Raw genomic sequence first — 19,147 nt, forward strand, 5'->3', positions numbered from 1 at the left:
TTTTTTTCATTAAACAATATCTAGGTTATGCAATCACAGGTGGGAAGCCATCTTCGGTTAAAGCGCTAATCAATTGCTCTGCACTGGCACTAGATTCAACGTCAACTAATTTTGTAGCTACATCAATAGTGACCGTTGCATTTTCGTCTAAGTCTTTAATCGTTGCTGTTACGCTACGGGCACAACCACCGCATGTCATATTATCAATACGAAATTTCATGATATTCATCCTTCTTTTCTAATAACAACACTATAAACCTTGCCACGATTGTAAGGTCAAGCGGATTTAAATCTTTGCTGTATGGCAGCACTCAGCCATGCCCGTTTCGATTTGATTTAAAATCGTACAATCGGCTTGATCATTACCGGCACAGCCATCTACAGATTGTTGCAAGAGCTCAACCATGGCCTGTAAGTCTGCGATTTTTTGATTTAAGGTCTGGATATGTTTTAACGCCAATGCTTTAACTTCTACACTTTGCCGACTTTGATTTTTCCAAAGCCCAAGTAAATCTTTCATTTGTTCAGAAGAAAAACCTAAATCACGCGCATGTCTTAAGAAACTCAAGGTTTTAATATCGGCTTCCGAGTAAATTCGATAGCCTGCATCGGTGCGCTTTGCATTATTTAACAGCCCAATCGATTCATAATAACGGATCATTTTTGCAGAAATGCCCGAAGCTTTCGCTGCTTGTCCAATATTCATCTCAAGACTCCTGAAAAACTGGCCCTTTAAATGCTTTTAAACGTAAGGCATTCGATACAACAAACACCGATGAAAGTGCCATTGCACCAGCTGCGAACATAGGTGAAAGCAATATGCCAAAGAATGGATATAACACACCTGCAGCGACAGGAATCAATGCTGCATTGTAAATAAATGCCCAAAATAGGTTTTGGCGAATATTATTCATCGTCGCTGTGCTCAGTGCGATTGCTGTCGGCACCATTTGTAAATTACCCGACATAAGCACAACGTCCGCGGCCTCTATCGCCACATCTGTCCCTGTACCAATCGCCATGCCCACATCTGCTTGCGCAAGTGCAGGCGCATCATTAATACCATCGCCAACAAAACATACAACACCATGTTCTTTTTGCAACTGTTGTACAGATTGCACTTTTTGATCTGGCATCACTTCAGCGATCACATGATCAATTTTCAACTGTCGTGCTATGGCAGAAGCAGTATGTCGGTTGTCGCCTGTAATCATGGCCACTTTCAGCCCTAAATCATGCAAAGCTTGAATGGCTGCGAAGGTTGTGGCTTTGATCGGGTCGGCTACAGCAACAATGGCAGCAAGCTGTTGATCGATCGATACATATAGCGGGGTTTTCCCTTCATTGCCCATGCGTTCTGCCAGTGCTGAAAAGATTTGTGTTTCTAAACCAAGTTTATGCATCAAATGATCTGCACCAATATAAATGCTTTGTCCTTCAACAACCGCCTGAATCCCAGCACCAGTCACGGAATCAAACTGTTCAACTTCTAAAAGTTGCACTTGCATCTCTTTCGCAGCTTGTACGATGGCATAGGCAATTGGATGTTCAGATTTCTGCTCTACGGAGGCCAATAACTGAAATACACGATCTTTATCAAATGCTTCAGTGACTTCAAAATCTGTCAGTTTCGGTTTACCTTCCGTCAATGTCCCAGTTTTATCGACCGCAACCACTTGCGTATTTTTGAGTTGTTGTAAGGCTTCACCTTTACGGAACAATACTCCAAGCTCTGCACCTCGCCCTGTACCGACCATAATAGACGTTGGCGTTGCCAAACCCATTGCACATGGACATGCGATGATCAGAACTGCTACAGCATTGACTAATGCATAGGTTAAACTCGGTTCAGGTCCAACTACATACCAAACTAAAAAGGTGATCAACGCCAACGCCATCACCACCGGTACAAACCATAACGTGACTTTATCCACCAAAGCTTGAATCGGTAATTTTGAACCCTGAGCTTGTTCGACCATATGGATAATTTGTGCCAAAACAGAATCTTGACCTACCGCAGTGGCTTGTATTTTCAATGCCCCATTTTGGTTAATCGTACCACCGACAACTTCATCACCGGCTTTTTTCTCGACCGGAATCGGCTCTCCACTGATCATCGATTCATCAATATAACTGTTCCCAGACACTACAGCACCATCAACTGGGCAACGTTCACCAGGCCGTATTTCAATCAACATACCTGTTTCAACATCACTAATCGGCAAATCTATATAGCTTCCAGATTGCTCTACACGTGCTGTTTTGGGTTGCATGCCGACTAAGTATTGAATGGCTTGCGATGTTTTACCTTTGGCTTTCGCCTCCATAAAACGACCCAAAAGAATCAACGCCACAATTACTGCGGCTGCTTCAAAGTACACATGAACCGTACCTTGCGGTAATAATTGCGGAGCAAATGTTGCAACACAAGAAAAACTATAAGCAGATAAAGTCCCGACTGCGACCAAAGAATTCATATCCGGGGCAAGTCGCGCAAGTGCTGGTATGCCGTGCTGATAAAAGCGTCTTCCGGGTAGGATTAACACCAAAGTGGTTAATATAAACTGAATATACCAACTATTTTGTGTCCCTAAATTATGCGCAATAAAATGATGAAAAGCTGGAATCATGTGTGATCCCATCTCCAAGATAAAAACAGGAACAGCGAGTACCAATGCGATGATTAAATCACGTTTGAGTAACCGAGCTTCGTCGGCTTTTTTTTCTGCCATTGTCGGTTGTTGCTGCGTAGCAACGGTCGCATTGTATCCCGCTTTTTTTACTGCCGCGATCAATTCTTGTGTTTTTGAAACTGGCGCCTGAACAAAGGCTTTTTCACTGGCTAAATTTACCGTTGCTTTACTGACACCGTCTACAGCGTTTAAGGCTTTTTCAACCCGTGCTACACATGAAGCACAGGTCATACCGTCAATATTTAATTCAATATTGGGCTGTGCAATATGAAAACCTGCTTTTTCTACGGACTTCGCCAATGCAGAATTTTCAACAGATGCCAATGCCGTAATTGTGGCTTTTTCAGTTGCCAAATTCACTTTTGCATCGATGACTTCTGGAACTGTCTTTAAGGCTTTTTCAACACGTGCAACACACGATGCGCAAGTCATTCCTTCAATTTCAAGTTCAATCTGCTTTTGTGCAACGCCAAAACCTGCCTTTGCAACGGCCTGAATTACAGCAGAATAATCCACATTTTTATCACTCTGAACATGTGCTGTTTCAGTGGCTAAATTCACTTGAGCATCAGTGATGCCATCGACTTTTTTTAAGGCTTTTTCCACCCGTGCCACACAAGAAGCACAGGTCATCCCTTCAATAGCAAGTATGCCATCAAAAAGTTTGCGTTCTGTCGAATCTGTCATGGCAACATCCCAATCATATGTGCTTGTTTTAGGCTATAGCTTAAACTTTACCACAATGGGAAGGTCAAGTTTTTCTGACTCACAGCAAGGCTTTTCTTTAAGGTATAAAGAATTGCGAAGATTTAAAAACATAATCAATAATATTGAATAATGATTATTCAATTAGTTTATTTTTCTGATATTAAAACTACACATTTCCTCATTATTCAGTAAGATAGAGATTCGTGACCGCCAAACGAATTACTCTCTTTCGCATGTACAAACTGTCGAACATTTGCTTTAACTGCGCATATTTGTGTGCTTTTTTATTTTTAATTTTAAGTTGGAGTCGGGATCATATTGATGTTTGGGTCACTCAAGTGGTTATCCCTGCTGTCACGATATGCATACTCTTAGGCTTCCTGTTTAAATACATCGCTCGAAAGTTAGGACATGAACCACCTAAACGAAAAACTAAACAACAAAATGCCAAAAACGATGATCACGACGCGTCTTAAGACACGTACAAATAGCAAAATCATCAATAAAAAAGCCCATTCAAATGAATGGGCTTTTTTTCATGTCAGACCTATTAGTCAGCACTAATATCTTCAAATAAAACGGAAGAAAGGTAACGTTCACCACCATCCGGTAAAATGACCACAATGGTTTTGCCTGCATTCTCAGGACGTGCAGCAAGTTTTGCCGCCGCAGCCATTGCCGCGCCACTAGAGATACCCACTAAAATACCGTCGTGAGTAGCCGTTTTACGTGCCCACTCGATCGCTTCAGCACTTTCAATACCGATCACTTCATCAACAAGGTCTAGATCTAAGTTACCCGGAATAAAGTTAGCGCCAATCCCCTGAATTTTGTGTGGCCCAGGAGTCAGTGTTTCGCCTTTTTTCGCTTGGGCAATAATCGGAGATTCAGCCGGTTCAACCGCAACAGAATAAAGTGGCTGATTTTTCACTTTTTCAAAATAGCTTGAAATGCCTGAAATCGTACCGCCTGTACCTACACCTGAAACTAAAATATCCACTTTACCACCGGTCGCTTCCCAAATTTCTGGGCCAGTGGTCAATTCATGAATTTTAGGGTTTGCAGGGTTTTCAAACTGTTGTGGTAAATAATACGTTTCAGGATGTTCGGCAACGAGGCGCTGTGCTTCTTCGACCGCACCTCTCATGCCTTTAGCAGGTTCAGTCAATACGAGATTTGCACCAAAAGACTTCAACACCTTACGGCGTTCGATACTCATACTTGCTGGCATGGTTAATGTAATTGCATAACCTTTCGCTGCTGCAACAAATGCCAAAGCAATCCCTGTATTACCACTTGTAGGTTCTACAATATGCATACCCGGTTTTAATAAACCTTTTTCTTCTGCATCTGCAATGAGAGCTGCACCTACACGACATTTCACAGAAAATGCTGGGTTACGGCTTTCAACTTTAGCCAAGACCGTTGCTTCTGACTGAATCGCACGATTAATACGAACTAAAGGTGTATTACCAATCGCTTCAGCGTTATTACTATATACTGCGATACCTAAATTACTCGTTGCTGGAAAAGCTGAATCTGTTGTCATGACTATTTATCCCTTGTGTATTTATTGAATACGATCTTTAGATGATACAATTATTTTCAAAGTGTGCATGATTTTTTAAGCTAATGTCTTATATTTATGTGCATTTTGTGAAAGCTTGCACTAAAATCAAGCAATAAATTTAACTGATTAACTAAATTTAAACTTATAAAAATTAATGATATTTGATTTCATAAAAAACCATAGAAATTGTCTTATTTATTCAATGTATTAAGCCGTGATATCCGTATACTTGAGCTGTTGTTAATCGTATGGACATATCCAATGAATACCGATCTGGAAATCACTACTATGCGTGATTCTGCCGAATTAGTCGTGGGCGTTTTAAAGTCGCTGGCAAATACGGATCGTCTACTAATTTTATGTCATCTAGCACAGCAAGAATTGAATGTGTCTCAGATTGAAGAAATCACTGATATTAAACAGCCAACCCTCTCACAACAACTGATGATGTTACGCAAAAGTGATGTTGTGACCACGCGTCGTGATGGAAAGCAAATTTATTATTCAATTAAAGATGCAAATTTAGTTCAAGTTCTCAATACTCTTTACCAATTGTATTGCAACCAATCTTATAAATAACACTCAGTTATTTTAAAATTTCAAGCCAGACATGCTGTTCTTGCACCACTATAGATGAATTATCGCAATGGACAGCAATTCAATACCTCAATTTACCCGCAATACTTCTTCAAAATTTCAATATCTATATCTATTTCGAATATCCAAAGCTTTAAATCAGCTCATACTTTTTATTAATTCATTTAAAATGATGGTTTCTTACATATCCCGTAAATAAGCAGCGATATTGAACGGTCAAAATTTATTGCACAAGACTTCTTAGCACTTTTTGTGCATAATATATATGAAATTGTGATTTAGATAAGTTTATGTCAGATTTAAAACCTCATTTCTTACAGAAATTTCCTGCTTGGCAGTGGTTACAGCACTACAGCCCCGTGAAATTTAAATCTGATGTACTTGCTTCGCTGATCGTGATTGCCATGTTGGTTCCTCAAGGTATGGCGTATTCTATGCTGGCCGGTTTACCTCCAATCATGGGTTTATATGCCAGTATTTTACCAATGATTGTGTACGCCCTCATTGGAGGAAGTTCAACCTTATCGATTGGCCCTGTGGCAATCATTTCGATGATGACCTTCGCCACGCTCAATCCGCTATTTGAAGTTGGTTCGCCTGTTTATATTGAAGCAGCGACACTTTTGGCCTTAATGGTCGGGCTGATTTCTCTACTTTTGGGTGTATTCCGTTTCGGTTTTTTAATTCAGTTGATCAGTCATCCTGTCATTAAAAGCTTCATTATTGCTTCGGCACTGCTCATTGCACTGGGTCAGTTTAAGTTTCTCGTCGATGTCCCGCTTAAAGCCAATAACATCCCTGAGTTTGTTTTAAGTTTGTGGGAATACCTGAGTTTGACTCACTTTGCTTCACTCATCTTTGGTGTGCTGGCCATACTGTTTTTAATCTATGTGCCGAAAATATTGGCCACTCAATCGATTCAATCCCGATTCGGCTCTACAGCCTTTCTAAGTAAAGCACTGCCACTGATATTAGTGGTGATCTCGATTGCATCGGTCATGTTATTTGACCTGCAAAATGTCGGTATTAAAACCGTCGGTGAAATTCCTTCAGGTTTTCCACCCTTAAGCTTTCCACATTGGAACTGGGAACTGGTACAAACCTTACTGCCCGGTGCAACAATGATTACAATGATTAGTTTTGTTGAGTCACTGTCTATCGCCCAAGCTACTGCCTTACAACAACGAAGCCAACTTAATAGTAACCAAGAGTTGATCGCTCTAGGTTTAGCCAATCTAAGCGCTGGGGTTAGCTCCGCCTTTCCTGTGACAGGTAGCTTATCGCGTACAGTTGTTAATGCAGATGCAGGTGCAAAAACACCGATGGCAGGTGTGTTGTCGTCATTGCTGATTATCGTTGTCAGTCTCTACTTCACTGGTTTTTTCCAAGACTTACCTTTAGTGATCTTGGCGGCCACAATTATTGTTTCCATTTGGAAATTAGTCGACTTTAAACCTTTTGTGGATACATGGCGTTATTCAAAAGCTGATGGTATAGCGATGTGGGTGACCTTTTTCGGTGTGGTGTGTATCGATATTTCTACAGGTCTCATTATTGGCATCATTTCTACCTTTATTCTGTTGTTATGGCGCATCAGTCGTCCACATATTGCGGTGATCGGTTTAGTCGAGGGCACACAGCACTTCCGCAATGTACAGCGCCATCATGTCTATACCGCACCACATATTCTCTCGCTCCGTATAGATGAAAATATCTCGTTTTTAAATGCCAATACGCTTAAAGGTTTCCTGATCAATGAAGTCAGTGAAAATATTGACCTAGAACATGTTGTTATCAACTGCTCAAGCGTCAGTTCAATTGACCTCAGTGCCTTAGAAATGTTGGAAGAGTTAAATGCTGAATTATCAAAATTAGATATTCGACTGCATTTTTCCGAGGTCAAAGGCCCTGTCATGGATAAATTGCAGCACTCAAAATTACTCACTCATTTGAGTGGTCAAATTTTTCTCACCCACTATCAAGCCGTTACTGAGCTTGCGACAGCCAGTTCTGAGTACCAAATTTAAAGGCCTATTAGCTCACTGTTTAATCAATGCGAATTTGATAAACAGTGAGTTTTGAAGGGTTTACATTTTAATACACAAAAATAGATTATAAAAAACAAAGTTTTATTTTTAAATTAAATTATTTTTTAAGCATTCCACATTTTCGTATAAAATACAGGGCTAATTTTCATCATTTTGTCATTGTAATTCTGACAAGGCTCTCCTATGTTTTCAGCATTTACACGCTTGAGTTTAGTAACCCGAATTATTATCGCCATTATTTTAGGTGTATTGGTTGCTGTTGTGGCTCCGGGCGTTGCACCCTATTTAAGTTTGCTTGGTGATTTATTCATTAAGGCATTGAAATCCGTAGCACCGATACTGGTCTTTGTACTTGTACTGTCATCCATTGCAAATTTCAAAGTGGGTAGCAGTAATTCTTACATTAAACCGATTATGTTGATGTACGCTATTGGTATGTTCCTTGCTGCTTTAAGTTCAGTAGTAGCAAGCCTTTTATTCCCTAGTACATTAATTCTTGATGTTGCTGCAGAAAACCTTGTGCCGCCAGGCAGTCTTGCTGAAATATTGAAAAACTTATTATTAAGTTTTGTCGCAAACCCTGTTACAGCAATTTCTGAAGCAAATTTCATTGGTATTTTGGCTTGGGCTGTTGCCTTAGGTATTGCATTTCGTCATGCATCAGAGAACACCAAAGTCTTTTTATCTGACGCTGCTGATGCAGTGAATAAAGTGATCCGTTTAGTGATTAACTTTGCACCTATTGGTATCTTCGGTTTGGTTGCTGTTACATTTGCCGACTCAGGTCTAAAAACGCTTGTTAGTTATGCGCACTTACTTGCGGTATTACTCGGTACCATGTTCTTTGTAGCTTTGGTCATTAACCCACTAATGGTGGCATTTATGACTCGCTCAAACCCGTTCCCATTGGTTTTCCAATGTCTACGTGAAAGTGGTATCACTGCATTCTTTACACGTAGTTCCGCTGCAAACATTCCTGTAAACCTTGACCTTGCAAAGCGTCTTGGTGTACCAGAGTCAACTGCAAGCGTAGCGATTCCTTTAGGTGCAACTGTCAATATGGCAGGTGCATCGGTCACAATTACAGTCCTCACACTAGCAGCAGTTCATACTTTGGGCATTTCTGTTGATTTCAGCACAATGTTGATTTTATCAGTCGTTGCTACCGTTTCTGCATGTGGTGCTTCAGGTGTTGCTGGTGGTTCATTGCTGCTTATTCCAGTGGCTTGTGGCCTGTTTGGTATTTCAAGTGATATCGCGATGCAAGTTGTTGCCATTGGTATGGTCATTAGTGTACTTCAAGATTCAACTGAAACAGCTTTAAACTCTTCGACTGACGTATTATTTACAGCTGCAGTAGACCGTGGTTTAAGATAATATCCTGATATTGGATACTTTTTAAGGCGAGGCCATGCCTTTTCAAACTTTACCGCTTTGGATACAACTGGGTGCTTTTTTTCTCGCAGTGAATGCAGGAATGATTAATGTACTCGGCCTGGTGACGATCTTGCACCAGTCGGTATCTCACATGACGGGTAATGTCAGTATGTTAGCCATGGCCTTCATTGCATGGCAGCCAGCTACGATTATTTATTTGATTTTAGTCTTGCTCTGTTATGTGATTGGCTCATTTTATAGTGGGCTTATTCTTGGAAATAGTCACTTTAGCTTAACCCGACGTTATGGCGTCCCATTAAGCTTGGTGGCTTTTTTTATTGTCCTGTGTTGGCTGCTATTACCCTATTTTCCACGTTATGCTTTGCTTTGGGCATGCGTGGCGATGGGTGTACAAAATGCAATGGTCAGCCACTATAAAGGCACCATTATTCGTACCACACACCTCTCTGGTGTTTTGACGGACTTAGGTTTGGCTTTGGGTTATAAAGCTCGTGGACTTTCGGTTGAGTCTAAACGTGTGGTCTTACATTTATTAATTTTAGCGGGATTTATCGTCGGTGGCATACTTGCCAGTTGGCTTTATCCTTATTTAAAATTAAACGCATTCCTGATTCCTGCCGCACTCAGTTTAGTCATGAGCGCAGTATATTGGATCATCTATTTTCATTATCGACATATACACGATTAGTTGGAACGTACTATGGTTAAAAATGCATTACAGGCGCAACTGCTTAAAGCAGGTCTGGTCGATAATAAAAAGGCAAAAAAATTGTCTAAACAAGCCGTACATGAAAAACGTACCGGTGAAAGTAAAGATGCTGAAATCAAGGCGAAAATTGAGCAAGATCAGCAGCAAAAAATCGCAAAAGATCATGCTTTAGAGCAAGATCGTAAAGCAGTGTTGCAAGAAAAAGAATTAAAAGCTGCCATCATGCAAATGATTAATCAGCATAAAATTCGTGATACCGATGGCGAATCGACCTATCAATTTATCGATGATGCCAAGATCAAAAAGCTTTATATCAATCAGCAAATTTATAATGCCTTGGTTGCTGGCAGTCTTGTTATTGCACGGGAAAATAGCAACTATGCTTTTTTACCAAAAGAATTAGCCGACCGTATTAATGCGAAAATGGAAGGCTTTATTATTGTGAATAATTCTGAAGTGAATGAACAAACCACGGATGAAGAAGATCCGTATGCAGCTTATGTAATTCCTGATGATTTAATGTGGTAAGCACTTCAAATCGCCAATGAAGCTCCCGATTCGGGGGCTTTTTTTTATCAACATTAATCTTTTTCAGTCCATAAATATCGGTTATACCTTCAAAAAATCATTCCTTAGCACCCAATAAGTAACATTATGGACTATACATGTCGTAACTCCGTAAATTTTACGAGTATAAAATTGCTTATATAATCACCACAATTACAATAGTTTGATCATTAACCCTTTCATTTACTTCAATAAGAGTAGGATAATTTTGGAAAAATTTCAGTTCATTAAAAATATTCAAGACTGGTCAGATCAATATCCGTGGCTAGAAATGCTGACTTCGCTCAGTCTTATTATTATTTTTGCCATTATCGCAAATTTTATCGCCAAGCAAATCGTGGTGCGTGGAATTCGTAAGCTCGTTTCTAAAATGGCCTTTAGCCATAGTCAAATTTTGTCAGAACATAGTGTGATTAAACGCTTTGCTAACATTGTTCCAGCAATTGTGATCTTAAATGGCATAACCACAGTCCCACATTTATCTGTGAAATTTATTTCAATCGTGCAGATGGCTTGTCAGGCTTTTATCTTCTTGACCATTGCTTTGGCAATTTCTGAATTACTGAATATTTTTAATCTGATTTACCAACGTAATCCAAAATCTAGAAACAAACCGATTAAAGGCTATTTGCAGTTGGTCAAATTGATTATTTTTTTGGTGTGTGGCCTGATGATTTTAGGTACTTTCCTGAAAAAAGATGTATTTACATTACTCGCAGGCTTTGGTGCTATGGCGGCCGTGCTCATGTTGGTTTTTCAGAACACCATTTTGTCACTGGTGGCTTCGGTACAAATTTCTTCTTATGATATGGTGCGAATTGGTGACTGGATTGAGATGCCGTCGCTTAATGCAGATGGCGATGTCATTGATATGTCATTACATACCATTACCGTGCAGAACTTTGATAAGACCTTTACCACGATTCCAACCAATAAACTGGTGACTGACACCTTTAAAAACTGGCGTGGTATGGCACAGTCTGGTGTGCGCCGTATCAAACGCTCGCTTTATATCGATCAAAGCTCTATTCATTTCATGACTCAGGATGAGCAAAACAAACTCAAAGAATTTTTATTATTAGATCAATATCTTGACCATAAGCATGAAGAGCTTGCTCAGTTTAATCAGCAACTTTCAAATCAGTCGCAATATAATCAGCGCCGTTTAACCAATCTTGGGACCTTTCGTGCCTATGTAGAATTCTACTTACAACAGCATTCAGGCATTGCCCAACACCAAACGATTTTGGTGCGTCAGTTACAACCCACGAGTGAAGGCATTCCTTTAGAGATTTATGCTTTTAGTAAAACCATTGCATGGAAAGATTATGAAGCGATTCAATCGGATATCTTTGACCATCTGATCGCAATCACACCTGAGTTTGGACTTAAAATCTATCAAGCCCCTTCTAGTGCCGATTTTAAAGCCCTCGTTCAACCAAATGTTGATAAAAGCTAAGACTTAATTGCGCATCTCCCCATGTATATTTGAAGAAGAAATTCTTTAGGTTAAAGAATTCACAATGTCGATTGAATATATATTGGGGGCGTTTTCTTTAAAAGCTATTCGACATCTGCTAGTGCTTGTTTATCGCGCAATGCAAGGATTTAGAGCAGGCTAGATAAATGCGCTGATCGTATAATTTCCTAAAAATATAATGCATCTGAAACAACTAAAAATAATTAACTGATGTTACGCACATAACAGTAATTTCACATTTTAAAAATGATTTTTAATTCTATTCGACGGAGTCTTACATCTAGGGGGTGAATAAAGGGATTAGCCTTCGGCTGGAGGTACTTTTGTTTTGGCAAAAGCACCCAAAACCATTGTCATCCGCAAAACTCGTTCACTAGCGTCAAATTATTCAAAGTATCGCAAAAACATTTTTGATTAGAAGAAGTGCTGTCTCAAACACTTGCGGATGACGTTACCGCGTATCATACTTTTATTTAAATCAAATTACGCTTCTAGTGTTACTGCGTAACATCAGTAATTAAAAAAACCCAAACAAATACTATACAAATGTAGACATTTTTAGATACTATTTGTTAACAGTTGCATAAAAACGCTTCTAAAATAGGAACTTGATCATGGAAGGCCCCAATCAACCTTCTCGGAAATCAGTTAAAAACGAATCACAATTACTCATAGAATCGATGAATCGCACTTCTGCCAAACATACGCTCATACAGGCAGAAGCATGTGACTTAGAGAATCGTGTCCGTATTGAGCGTGCTTTATCCGACCCGATTGCACGTATCCCGGCACAGTTTAAAAATGCTTATTACAAATTTTTGTACTACAACCAGAAAGACTATTTAAAGCAGGTCAACTATTTCGCTCAATTGGCATTTTTAATCTATTTTTGGGCAGATCGCTATGTTCTGCCTGACATAGAAGTACTGTCAGGTGTGATTCGTATCATTGCTATTATTGGTGCATTTAGCCTGAACTATGTTCTGTTTAAATATATCAAACAGATTAAATTGCTGGATTTGATTTTGCCACTCGCCACTTGCATTTCAGCAATTCTCTGGTTTGAGATATTACTTCAGTCGAAAAATGAACTGGTTCATAGCTATCAATATGCCGCCATTATTTTGATCGTATTGGGTAATTTAAGTATTCATGTGCATTTTCGCCCTTCGATTATGACCTCAGCCATGATCACGGCAGCGATCCTTTTTGGCGCATGGCGCATTAATGATTTTGGTGATTTTACGATTTTTTTATTGGTGTATATTCCTGTGCTGCTATTCAGTATGTATATCTGCTGGAACTCAACGCTCAACTCTCGTAAAACGTTTCTAAGAGCGCTGCTAGATGACTGGAACTTTCATACCCTTCGCAAAATTGCCCATACGGATGAATTAACCCAGTTAAGTAATCGTCGCCAATTTGTACATGCCGCCAATAAAAAAATCCAAGAAACCCCGATGACGGTCTGCACCAGTCTATTGATTTTTGATGTCGATCATTTTAAAGCGATTAATGATCAATACGGACATGATGTCGGCGATCAAGTGCTATGCCAAATTGCTGAAATTGCACGTAAAGAAATGCGGTTTTACGATATGTTGGCACGTTTTGGAGGTGAAGAATTTATTGTACTTTTACCTTTTACTGTCCCAGAAGATGCATTAAAAATTGCTGAACGGTTAAGACATAAAATGGAACAATATCAATTTCATATGGATGGTCAATTGGTGAAATTTTCGATCTCCATTGGTGTTTCCAAAATTGACCCTGACCACGCCAAACTTGATCAGTTAATTAAACAAGCCGATATTGCTTTATATGAAGCAAAACGCCAAGGTCGTAATCGGGTTGTGCATTTTAATTTTATGAATTTTTGCAGCCAAGCTTTTTAAGTAAATAAACAAATCAAAATGGAGAAAAATTAGCGAATCCATTACACTCAGAGCTGAAGAAAGAAAGATTAATTACAGTAAAATTCTCAGGTTATCTGCATGCTTAAATGGTTTGAAAATTTAGTTGACGCTTATCCTGAACAGGACTTGAATAAACCATTGCCAACAAAATTTTTCCCCTTTGTATGGCAAGCTGCAACGGGTGTAAAAAAATACCTCTTGTTATTGGTACTCTGTACAGCTGGTGTAGCGAGTTTTGAAGCATTGCTTTATTCCAAAATTGGCGAATTAGTCAATTGGATCAGTAAGTCTCAGCCTGAAACCTTTTTACAGCAGCACCAGACGAATCTAACTATTTTAAGCTTTATTTTATTGGCAAATATCTTCTTTTCTTGCCTTCAAACCATTATTAAACATCAGATTTTATATAGTACCTTTCCAATGCGCCTACGTTGGAGATTTCATAACTTATTATTGAAACAAAGTTTAGATTTCTTCCACAACGACTTTGCTGGTCGTTTATCTGCCAAGGTTATGCAAACTTCACTGGCTGTACGTGAGTTTTGGATTATTCTTGGTGACATGTTGGCCTATGTCTTCATTTACCTGATTTCGATCACTGTCATTTTAGGTGCTATATCGCCACTGTTGATTATTCCTTTATTACTTTGGCTGGCTTTATTTATTGGTTCTGCATGCTATTTCATCCCAAAATTAAGCAAAATTTCAAATGAACAAGCCAATGCACGCGCAGTAATGACTGGTCGTGTCACCGATGCCTACACCAACATTCAAACGGTGAAATTGTTTGCCCATGCAGGACGCGAAAGCCAATATGCCAAAGCCTCAATGAAAGAATTTATGGTGACGGTGTATAAGCAAATGCGACTTGCGGCAAAATACAACATCGCGACGAATTTGCTGATCATTGTTTTATATGGTGGCGTACTTGGAACAGCCGTTTGGCTTTGGATGGATGGTCAAGCTGAGCTTGGGGTCATTGCAGCAGCGACCGCTATGATTTTAAAACTCAGTAGTATTTCCGAGTTTATGATGTGGCAAACGTCTGCCCTATTTGAAAATGTCGGGACCATTCAAGATGGGATGAAAACCATGGGTCGCCCAATTCAGATTCAAGACAAAGCTGATGCAACCGACTTAAAAGTACCGCAAGGCGAAATTAAATTTGAGGACGTCAGTTTTGCTTATAATGATAAAAATGTCATCGATCAATTTAATTTAACTATTCGACCAGGTGAAAAAATTGGTATTGTCGGGCGTTCGGGTGCCGGAAAATCAACACTAATTCAACTTTTACTCCACTTTTATGATATCAACCATGGTCGTATTTCGATTGATGGCCAAAATATAGAAGATATTACCCAAGATAGCTTAAGAAAAAATATTGCATTGGTGACCCAAGACACCTCGTTATTGCATCGTACAGTTGAAGAAAATATTAAATATGGTCGCCCGAATGCAACCGATGAAGAAATGTATGATGCAGTGCGTAAAGCGAAAGCTGACGAATTCATTCCTCAATTGATCGATTTACGTGGCCAACGTGGCTATGACGCATTTGTCGGTGAACGTGGCGTAAAATTATCAGGTGGTCAGCGTCAACGTATTGCGATTGCTCGGGTATTTTTAAAAGACGCACCGATTTTAATTTTAGATGAAGCCACAAGTGCGCTCGATTCAGAAGTCGAAGCCGCGATTCAATCGAGTTTAGATGATTTGATGCAAGGCAAAACTGTGATTGCCATTGCGCATCGACTTTCAACCATTGCGCAAATGGATCGCTTGATTGTCTTGGATCAAGGACGTATTGCTGAGCAAGGCACCCACGAAGAGCTTGTTGCTTTGAATGGTATTTATGCACACTTGTGGCAGCGTCAAACCGGTGGATTTTTAATAGAACAACATAAAGTAGAATCAAAGGAAGATGAAAATGCTGTATCTGGAAGACCTTAAAGTTGGTGATCACTTTAGCAGTCGTGAATATGAAATGACTGTTGAAGAAATCAAGCAATTTGCCAACGCTTTTGATCCTCAGGAATTTCATACAGATGAAGTCAAAGCCCAACAGCACCCGATCTTTCAAGGGCTAGCGGCAAGTGGTTGGCATACTGCTGCTGTAACAATGCGCTTATGGACTGAATGTTTCCCTGTGGCTTATGGCTTAATTGGCTCAGAGTCAAGTCTGCGTTGGCCGCGCCCAACACGTCCAGGGGATAAAATTCGTGTAGAAGTTGAAATATTTGCAATTACTCCGTCGAAAAGTAAGACAGACCGCGGCATTGTGACCTATGTTACGCAAGCGCTCAATCAGCACAATGACGTTCTTTATATGTCTACGACCAAAATTGTGGTCTTTTCCAAAGATTTTAAACCGAATTAATCCTTAACGGCCTACTTTACAACGCTAAGGTAGGCCGCTATAAATAGTTGAGCCTAGTCAGTTTGTCCAACAATTTTTGTGGGATATAACACGGAATCATGCCAATATAACCTTGAACAGAAGAAAAACCCGCATTGCAACGGAACGCTATGAAAACAATTAATTCCCGTCAGGATCAGGGTATTCCCGGAGTGTATGGATTGCTCCTTTTAGATGTGGTCTCTCGATGGGGCTACACTGCAGAAACATTATTTAGTCCATTCGGATTAAACAGCGAACAATTGGCTGAACCAGATTTCCGTATTCCAACACCCATCGCCAATCAATTGGTAGAGCACGCACTACGATTAACCGGTGAGCCCACTTTAGGTTTTCATTTGGGCAACCAAATGCGCATCTCGATTCATGGTTTTATTGGCTATGCCATCATGACGGCGAAGGACATAACCGATGCCTTAGTCTTGGCAAACCGTTTTATTCAGTTACGCATGCCCTTTTTACAGCTTTTTTTCTCGACTTTTGGAACCAAAGCGACTGTTCAACTACAAACCGACGTTACGATAGAGCCTTTACGTACTGAGATTTCAATTGCCTTAATTTTTGGCATGATCAGCATGGGCAAAGCAATTACCGGTGTGGATTATTCTGCTGGTGAAATTGATTTTGATTTCCCTCAACCTGAAGGTTTTGAGCGGTTTATTGCCAAATATCCACGGCACCAATTTAGATTTGATCAGCCACACCTTTTACTCAGTTTTGATAAGCAATATTTAACCAATAAATTGGTCCATGCAGACCCGATTGCCAGTCAAATCGCGATTAATCAATGTGAAGCTGAACTCTCCGCTTTGGGCGAACGTCACCGTATTGCCATGCGCGTTCGTGACATTTTAACCAACTCCGAGCAGCACTATTTAAGTATCGAAAGTGTTGCTGAACGGCTACACATGTCCGATCGAACCCTTAAACGCCAACTTGCTGCTGAAGGGACTTCATTTTCAACTTTGGTCGACGAAGTTCGCTACCGTCATGCCACTTCGCTTCTATCACGGACTGACTTTACCTTAGAGCAAATTGCTGATGAATTGGGCTATAGCGATGTTGCCAATTTCAGCCGTGCATTTAAACGCTGGAGTGGTCGTAGCCCAAGCAATTGGCGTAAAGATCCGTACTTATAAGTCTTTTGTTTTACGTAAAAAGCATGTATAACTCATGCCAAAAATGAATTTAATGGATTTAAGGAGTTATCAATGAATCATCCTTCAGATTTAAAGTACGCAAGTACACATGAATGGGTGCGAATTGAAGGTGACCTTGTTGTTACAGGCATTTCTGATCATGCACAAGACGCATTGGGTGATTTAGTTTATGTTGAAGCACCAGATGTGGGTCAACATATCACAGCTGGCGAACAAGCGGGTGTGGTTGAGTCGGTAAAAACTGCTTCTGATATTCATGCTCCAGTTTCTGGTGTGGTTGTTGAAGTCAATCCAGACCTTGAAGATGATCCTGATTTTGTAAATGATGCACCTTATAGCAAAGGTTGGATTTATAAAATTAAACCAGACAATATGGCTGATGTAGATGCTTTGTTGACAAGCGAGCAATACGAAGCTGGTCTGTAAATATTTCTAATATCTAAAAAATCAGCCATCAGGCTGATTTTTTTATTTCAATATGATGGCTGAATTGGCTTATATAACATTTGCATGAATATGCAGCTTATATTTCTTCCGAAGCTTCGGTACTTTCAGGTTCTTCTTTCTTTTCTTCAACCATACTAAAGGATTGCGCAGTCGCTGAAGTACCATTTGCACGTGAACTTTTCAGTTTAATTTGCAAACGTAATTCATTAGTTGAATCGGCATTTCTTAAAGCTTCTTCATAAGAAATAGCGCCGTCATTATATAAATCAAATAAAGCTTGGTCGAAAGTTTGCATCCCAAGTTCTCGAGATTTTGCCATGATCGCTTTTAGTTCATGAAACTCACCTTTCAAAATCAAATCTGAAATGAGCGGTGTGTTTAACATAATTTCAACGGCTGCACGGCGTCCTTTACCATCTTCAGTCCGGATTAAACGCTGCGAAACAATCGCTTTCATATTGCTCGATAAATCCATAAGCAATTGATTTCTTCGCTCTTCTGGGAAGAAGTTAATGATTCGATCTAGGGTTTGATTGGCGTTATTTGAATGTAGCGTACCTAAACATAAATGTCCTGTTTCAGCAAAGGCAATTGCATGTTCCATAGTCTCGGTGTCACGAATTTCACCAATTAAAATCACGTCTGGTGCTTGTCGCAAGGTATTTTTTAAAGCGTTATGCCACGAATGACTGTCTACACCGACTTCACGATGCGTAATCATTAATTTTTTATGCTTATGCACATATTCCACTGGGTCTTCAACAGTGATGATATGCCCTGCGCTGTTTTCATTTCGATAATCAATCAGCGCCGCTAAAGAGGTTGATTTTCCTGAACCTGTACCTCCAACCACTAAAACTAAACCACGTTTTTCCATAATCACGTGCTTAAGCGAAGCCGGTAATTTAAGCTTTTCAAAATTTGGAATTTCTGCCGTAATGGTACGAATGACCATACCCACATGTAACTGTTGCTGAAATACATTGACACGAAAACGCGAAACGTTTGGCACACTAATCGCAAAGTTACATTCTAGTTCTGTTTCAAACTCTTTGCGCTGCTTCTCATTCATCAAACTATAGGCGAAAAGCTTTGTTTTCTCAGCATCAAGTTCTTGCTGCCCAAAGGGTTTCATCATGCCTTGATGTTTAATACTTGGTGGAAAATCTGCCGTAATAAATAAATCAGAACCACCATATTCAACCACTTTGGTTAACATGTGGAACATAAAACGGCGTGCTTCTTCCAGCAATTCAGCAGTGTACATCAACTTCCCCAATATAAAATTTCAAACACCCAAGCACAGATTGTCATTATTTCTGGCGCTGTATTGAGCTTAGACATTATTGTGCATAAAAAATTTGATTCACTCAAACATAAAACACTGAATTATCAGTATATATTTTAAATATATAGGCCATATTTCAATTTTTAT

16 protein-coding genes and 1 pseudogene are annotated in these 19,147 nt (G+C 39.7%); 11 read left to right on the top strand and 6 right to left on the bottom strand.

What is annotated here, in order from left to right:
* Positions 1-25 precede the first annotated feature (25 nt).
* From FTU17_RS03460 to cysK, 5 genes and pseudogenes are all read right to left on the bottom strand, one after another.
* Positions 26-220, bottom strand: a complete 195-nt coding sequence (locus tag FTU17_RS03460; protein WP_078190942.1) for a heavy-metal-associated domain-containing protein — start codon at positions 218-220, stop codon at positions 26-28.
* A 66-nt stretch (positions 221-286) separates the two neighbouring features.
* Complete coding sequence (gene cueR, locus FTU17_RS03465) at positions 287-706, bottom strand: Cu(I)-responsive transcriptional regulator (RefSeq protein ID WP_180134691.1); 420 nt, start codon at positions 704-706, stop codon at positions 287-289.
* A 1-nt stretch (position 707) separates the two neighbouring features.
* The gene (locus FTU17_RS03470; RefSeq protein ID WP_373684053.1) at positions 708-3,146 is read right to left on the bottom strand and encodes a copper-translocating P-type ATPase; all 2,439 of its coding nucleotides are present in this window, start codon (positions 3,144-3,146) and stop codon (positions 708-710) included.
* Between the two features lie 72 nt (positions 3,147-3,218).
* Positions 3,219-3,380 (bottom strand): annotated as a pseudogene (locus tag FTU17_RS17725) (cation transporter); the annotation flags it as partial.
* 571 nt (positions 3,381-3,951) lie between these two features.
* Positions 3,952-4,950, bottom strand: coding sequence for a cysteine synthase A (gene cysK, locus FTU17_RS03475; protein WP_180011715.1), 999 nt, complete (start codon positions 4,948-4,950; stop codon positions 3,952-3,954).
* A gap of 282 nt (positions 4,951-5,232) precedes the next feature.
* Between cysK and FTU17_RS03480 the strand changes: the two genes are divergently transcribed.
* The 11 genes from FTU17_RS03480 to gcvH all read left to right on the top strand — a co-directional run bounded on the left by FTU17_RS03480 (position 5,233) and on the right by gcvH (position 17,691).
* Positions 5,233-5,550 carry a helix-turn-helix transcriptional regulator gene (locus FTU17_RS03480; RefSeq protein ID WP_078193801.1) on the top strand — a complete coding sequence of 106 codons (318 nt, stop codon included), beginning with the start codon at positions 5,233-5,235 and terminating at the stop codon, positions 5,548-5,550.
* Between the two features lie 308 nt (positions 5,551-5,858).
* Positions 5,859-7,595, top strand: a complete 1,737-nt coding sequence (locus tag FTU17_RS03485) for a SulP family inorganic anion transporter (protein ID WP_180134693.1) — start codon at positions 5,859-5,861, stop codon at positions 7,593-7,595.
* Between the two features lie 204 nt (positions 7,596-7,799).
* Positions 7,800-8,993, top strand: a complete 1,194-nt coding sequence (sstT, locus tag FTU17_RS03490; RefSeq protein WP_180109115.1) for a serine/threonine transporter SstT — start codon at positions 7,800-7,802, stop codon at positions 8,991-8,993.
* A 34-nt stretch (positions 8,994-9,027) separates the two neighbouring features.
* Positions 9,028-9,702, top strand: a complete 675-nt coding sequence (locus FTU17_RS03495) for a YoaK family protein (protein ID WP_180003692.1) — start codon at positions 9,028-9,030, stop codon at positions 9,700-9,702.
* A 12-nt stretch (positions 9,703-9,714) separates the two neighbouring features.
* Positions 9,715-10,251, top strand: coding sequence for a DUF2058 domain-containing protein (locus tag FTU17_RS03500; RefSeq protein ID WP_180011723.1), 537 nt, complete (start codon positions 9,715-9,717; stop codon positions 10,249-10,251).
* A 247-nt stretch (positions 10,252-10,498) separates the two neighbouring features.
* A complete protein-coding gene (locus tag FTU17_RS03505) occupies positions 10,499-11,749 on the top strand; it encodes a mechanosensitive ion channel family protein (protein ID WP_168377530.1) in 1,251 nt (416 codons plus the stop codon).
* Positions 11,750-12,384: 635 nt separating this feature from the next.
* The gene (locus tag FTU17_RS03510; protein ID WP_257227355.1) at positions 12,385-13,665 is read left to right on the top strand and encodes a GGDEF domain-containing protein; all 1,281 of its coding nucleotides are present in this window, start codon (positions 12,385-12,387) and stop codon (positions 13,663-13,665) included.
* A gap of 99 nt (positions 13,666-13,764) precedes the next feature.
* Positions 13,765-15,639, top strand: a complete 1,875-nt coding sequence (locus FTU17_RS03515; protein ID WP_180134694.1) for an ABC transporter ATP-binding protein — start codon at positions 13,765-13,767, stop codon at positions 15,637-15,639.
* A complete protein-coding gene (locus FTU17_RS03520; RefSeq protein ID WP_180011729.1) occupies positions 15,617-16,066 on the top strand; it encodes a MaoC family dehydratase in 450 nt (149 codons plus the stop codon). Before FTU17_RS03515 ends, FTU17_RS03520 begins: the two co-directional genes overlap by 23 nt.
* Before the next feature lie 149 nt (positions 16,067-16,215).
* Positions 16,216-17,244 carry an AraC family transcriptional regulator gene (locus tag FTU17_RS03525; protein WP_078190954.1) on the top strand — a complete coding sequence of 343 codons (1,029 nt, stop codon included), beginning with the start codon at positions 16,216-16,218 and terminating at the stop codon, positions 17,242-17,244.
* Between the two features lie 72 nt (positions 17,245-17,316).
* Complete coding sequence (gene gcvH / locus FTU17_RS03530; RefSeq protein WP_078193810.1) at positions 17,317-17,691, top strand: glycine cleavage system protein GcvH; 375 nt, start codon at positions 17,317-17,319, stop codon at positions 17,689-17,691.
* 97 nt (positions 17,692-17,788) lie between these two features.
* On the opposite strand, the gene FTU17_RS03535 is transcribed toward gcvH, so the two are convergent.
* Positions 17,789-18,979 carry a PilT/PilU family type 4a pilus ATPase gene (locus FTU17_RS03535; protein ID WP_180134695.1) on the bottom strand — a complete coding sequence of 397 codons (1,191 nt, stop codon included), beginning with the start codon at positions 18,977-18,979 and terminating at the stop codon, positions 17,789-17,791.
* Positions 18,980-19,147: the final 168 nt, after the last annotated feature.

It is taken from the genome of Acinetobacter sp. YH12070 (assembly GCF_013419625.1).
Taxonomy (GTDB): Bacteria; Pseudomonadota; Gammaproteobacteria; order Pseudomonadales; family Moraxellaceae; genus Acinetobacter; species Acinetobacter amyesii.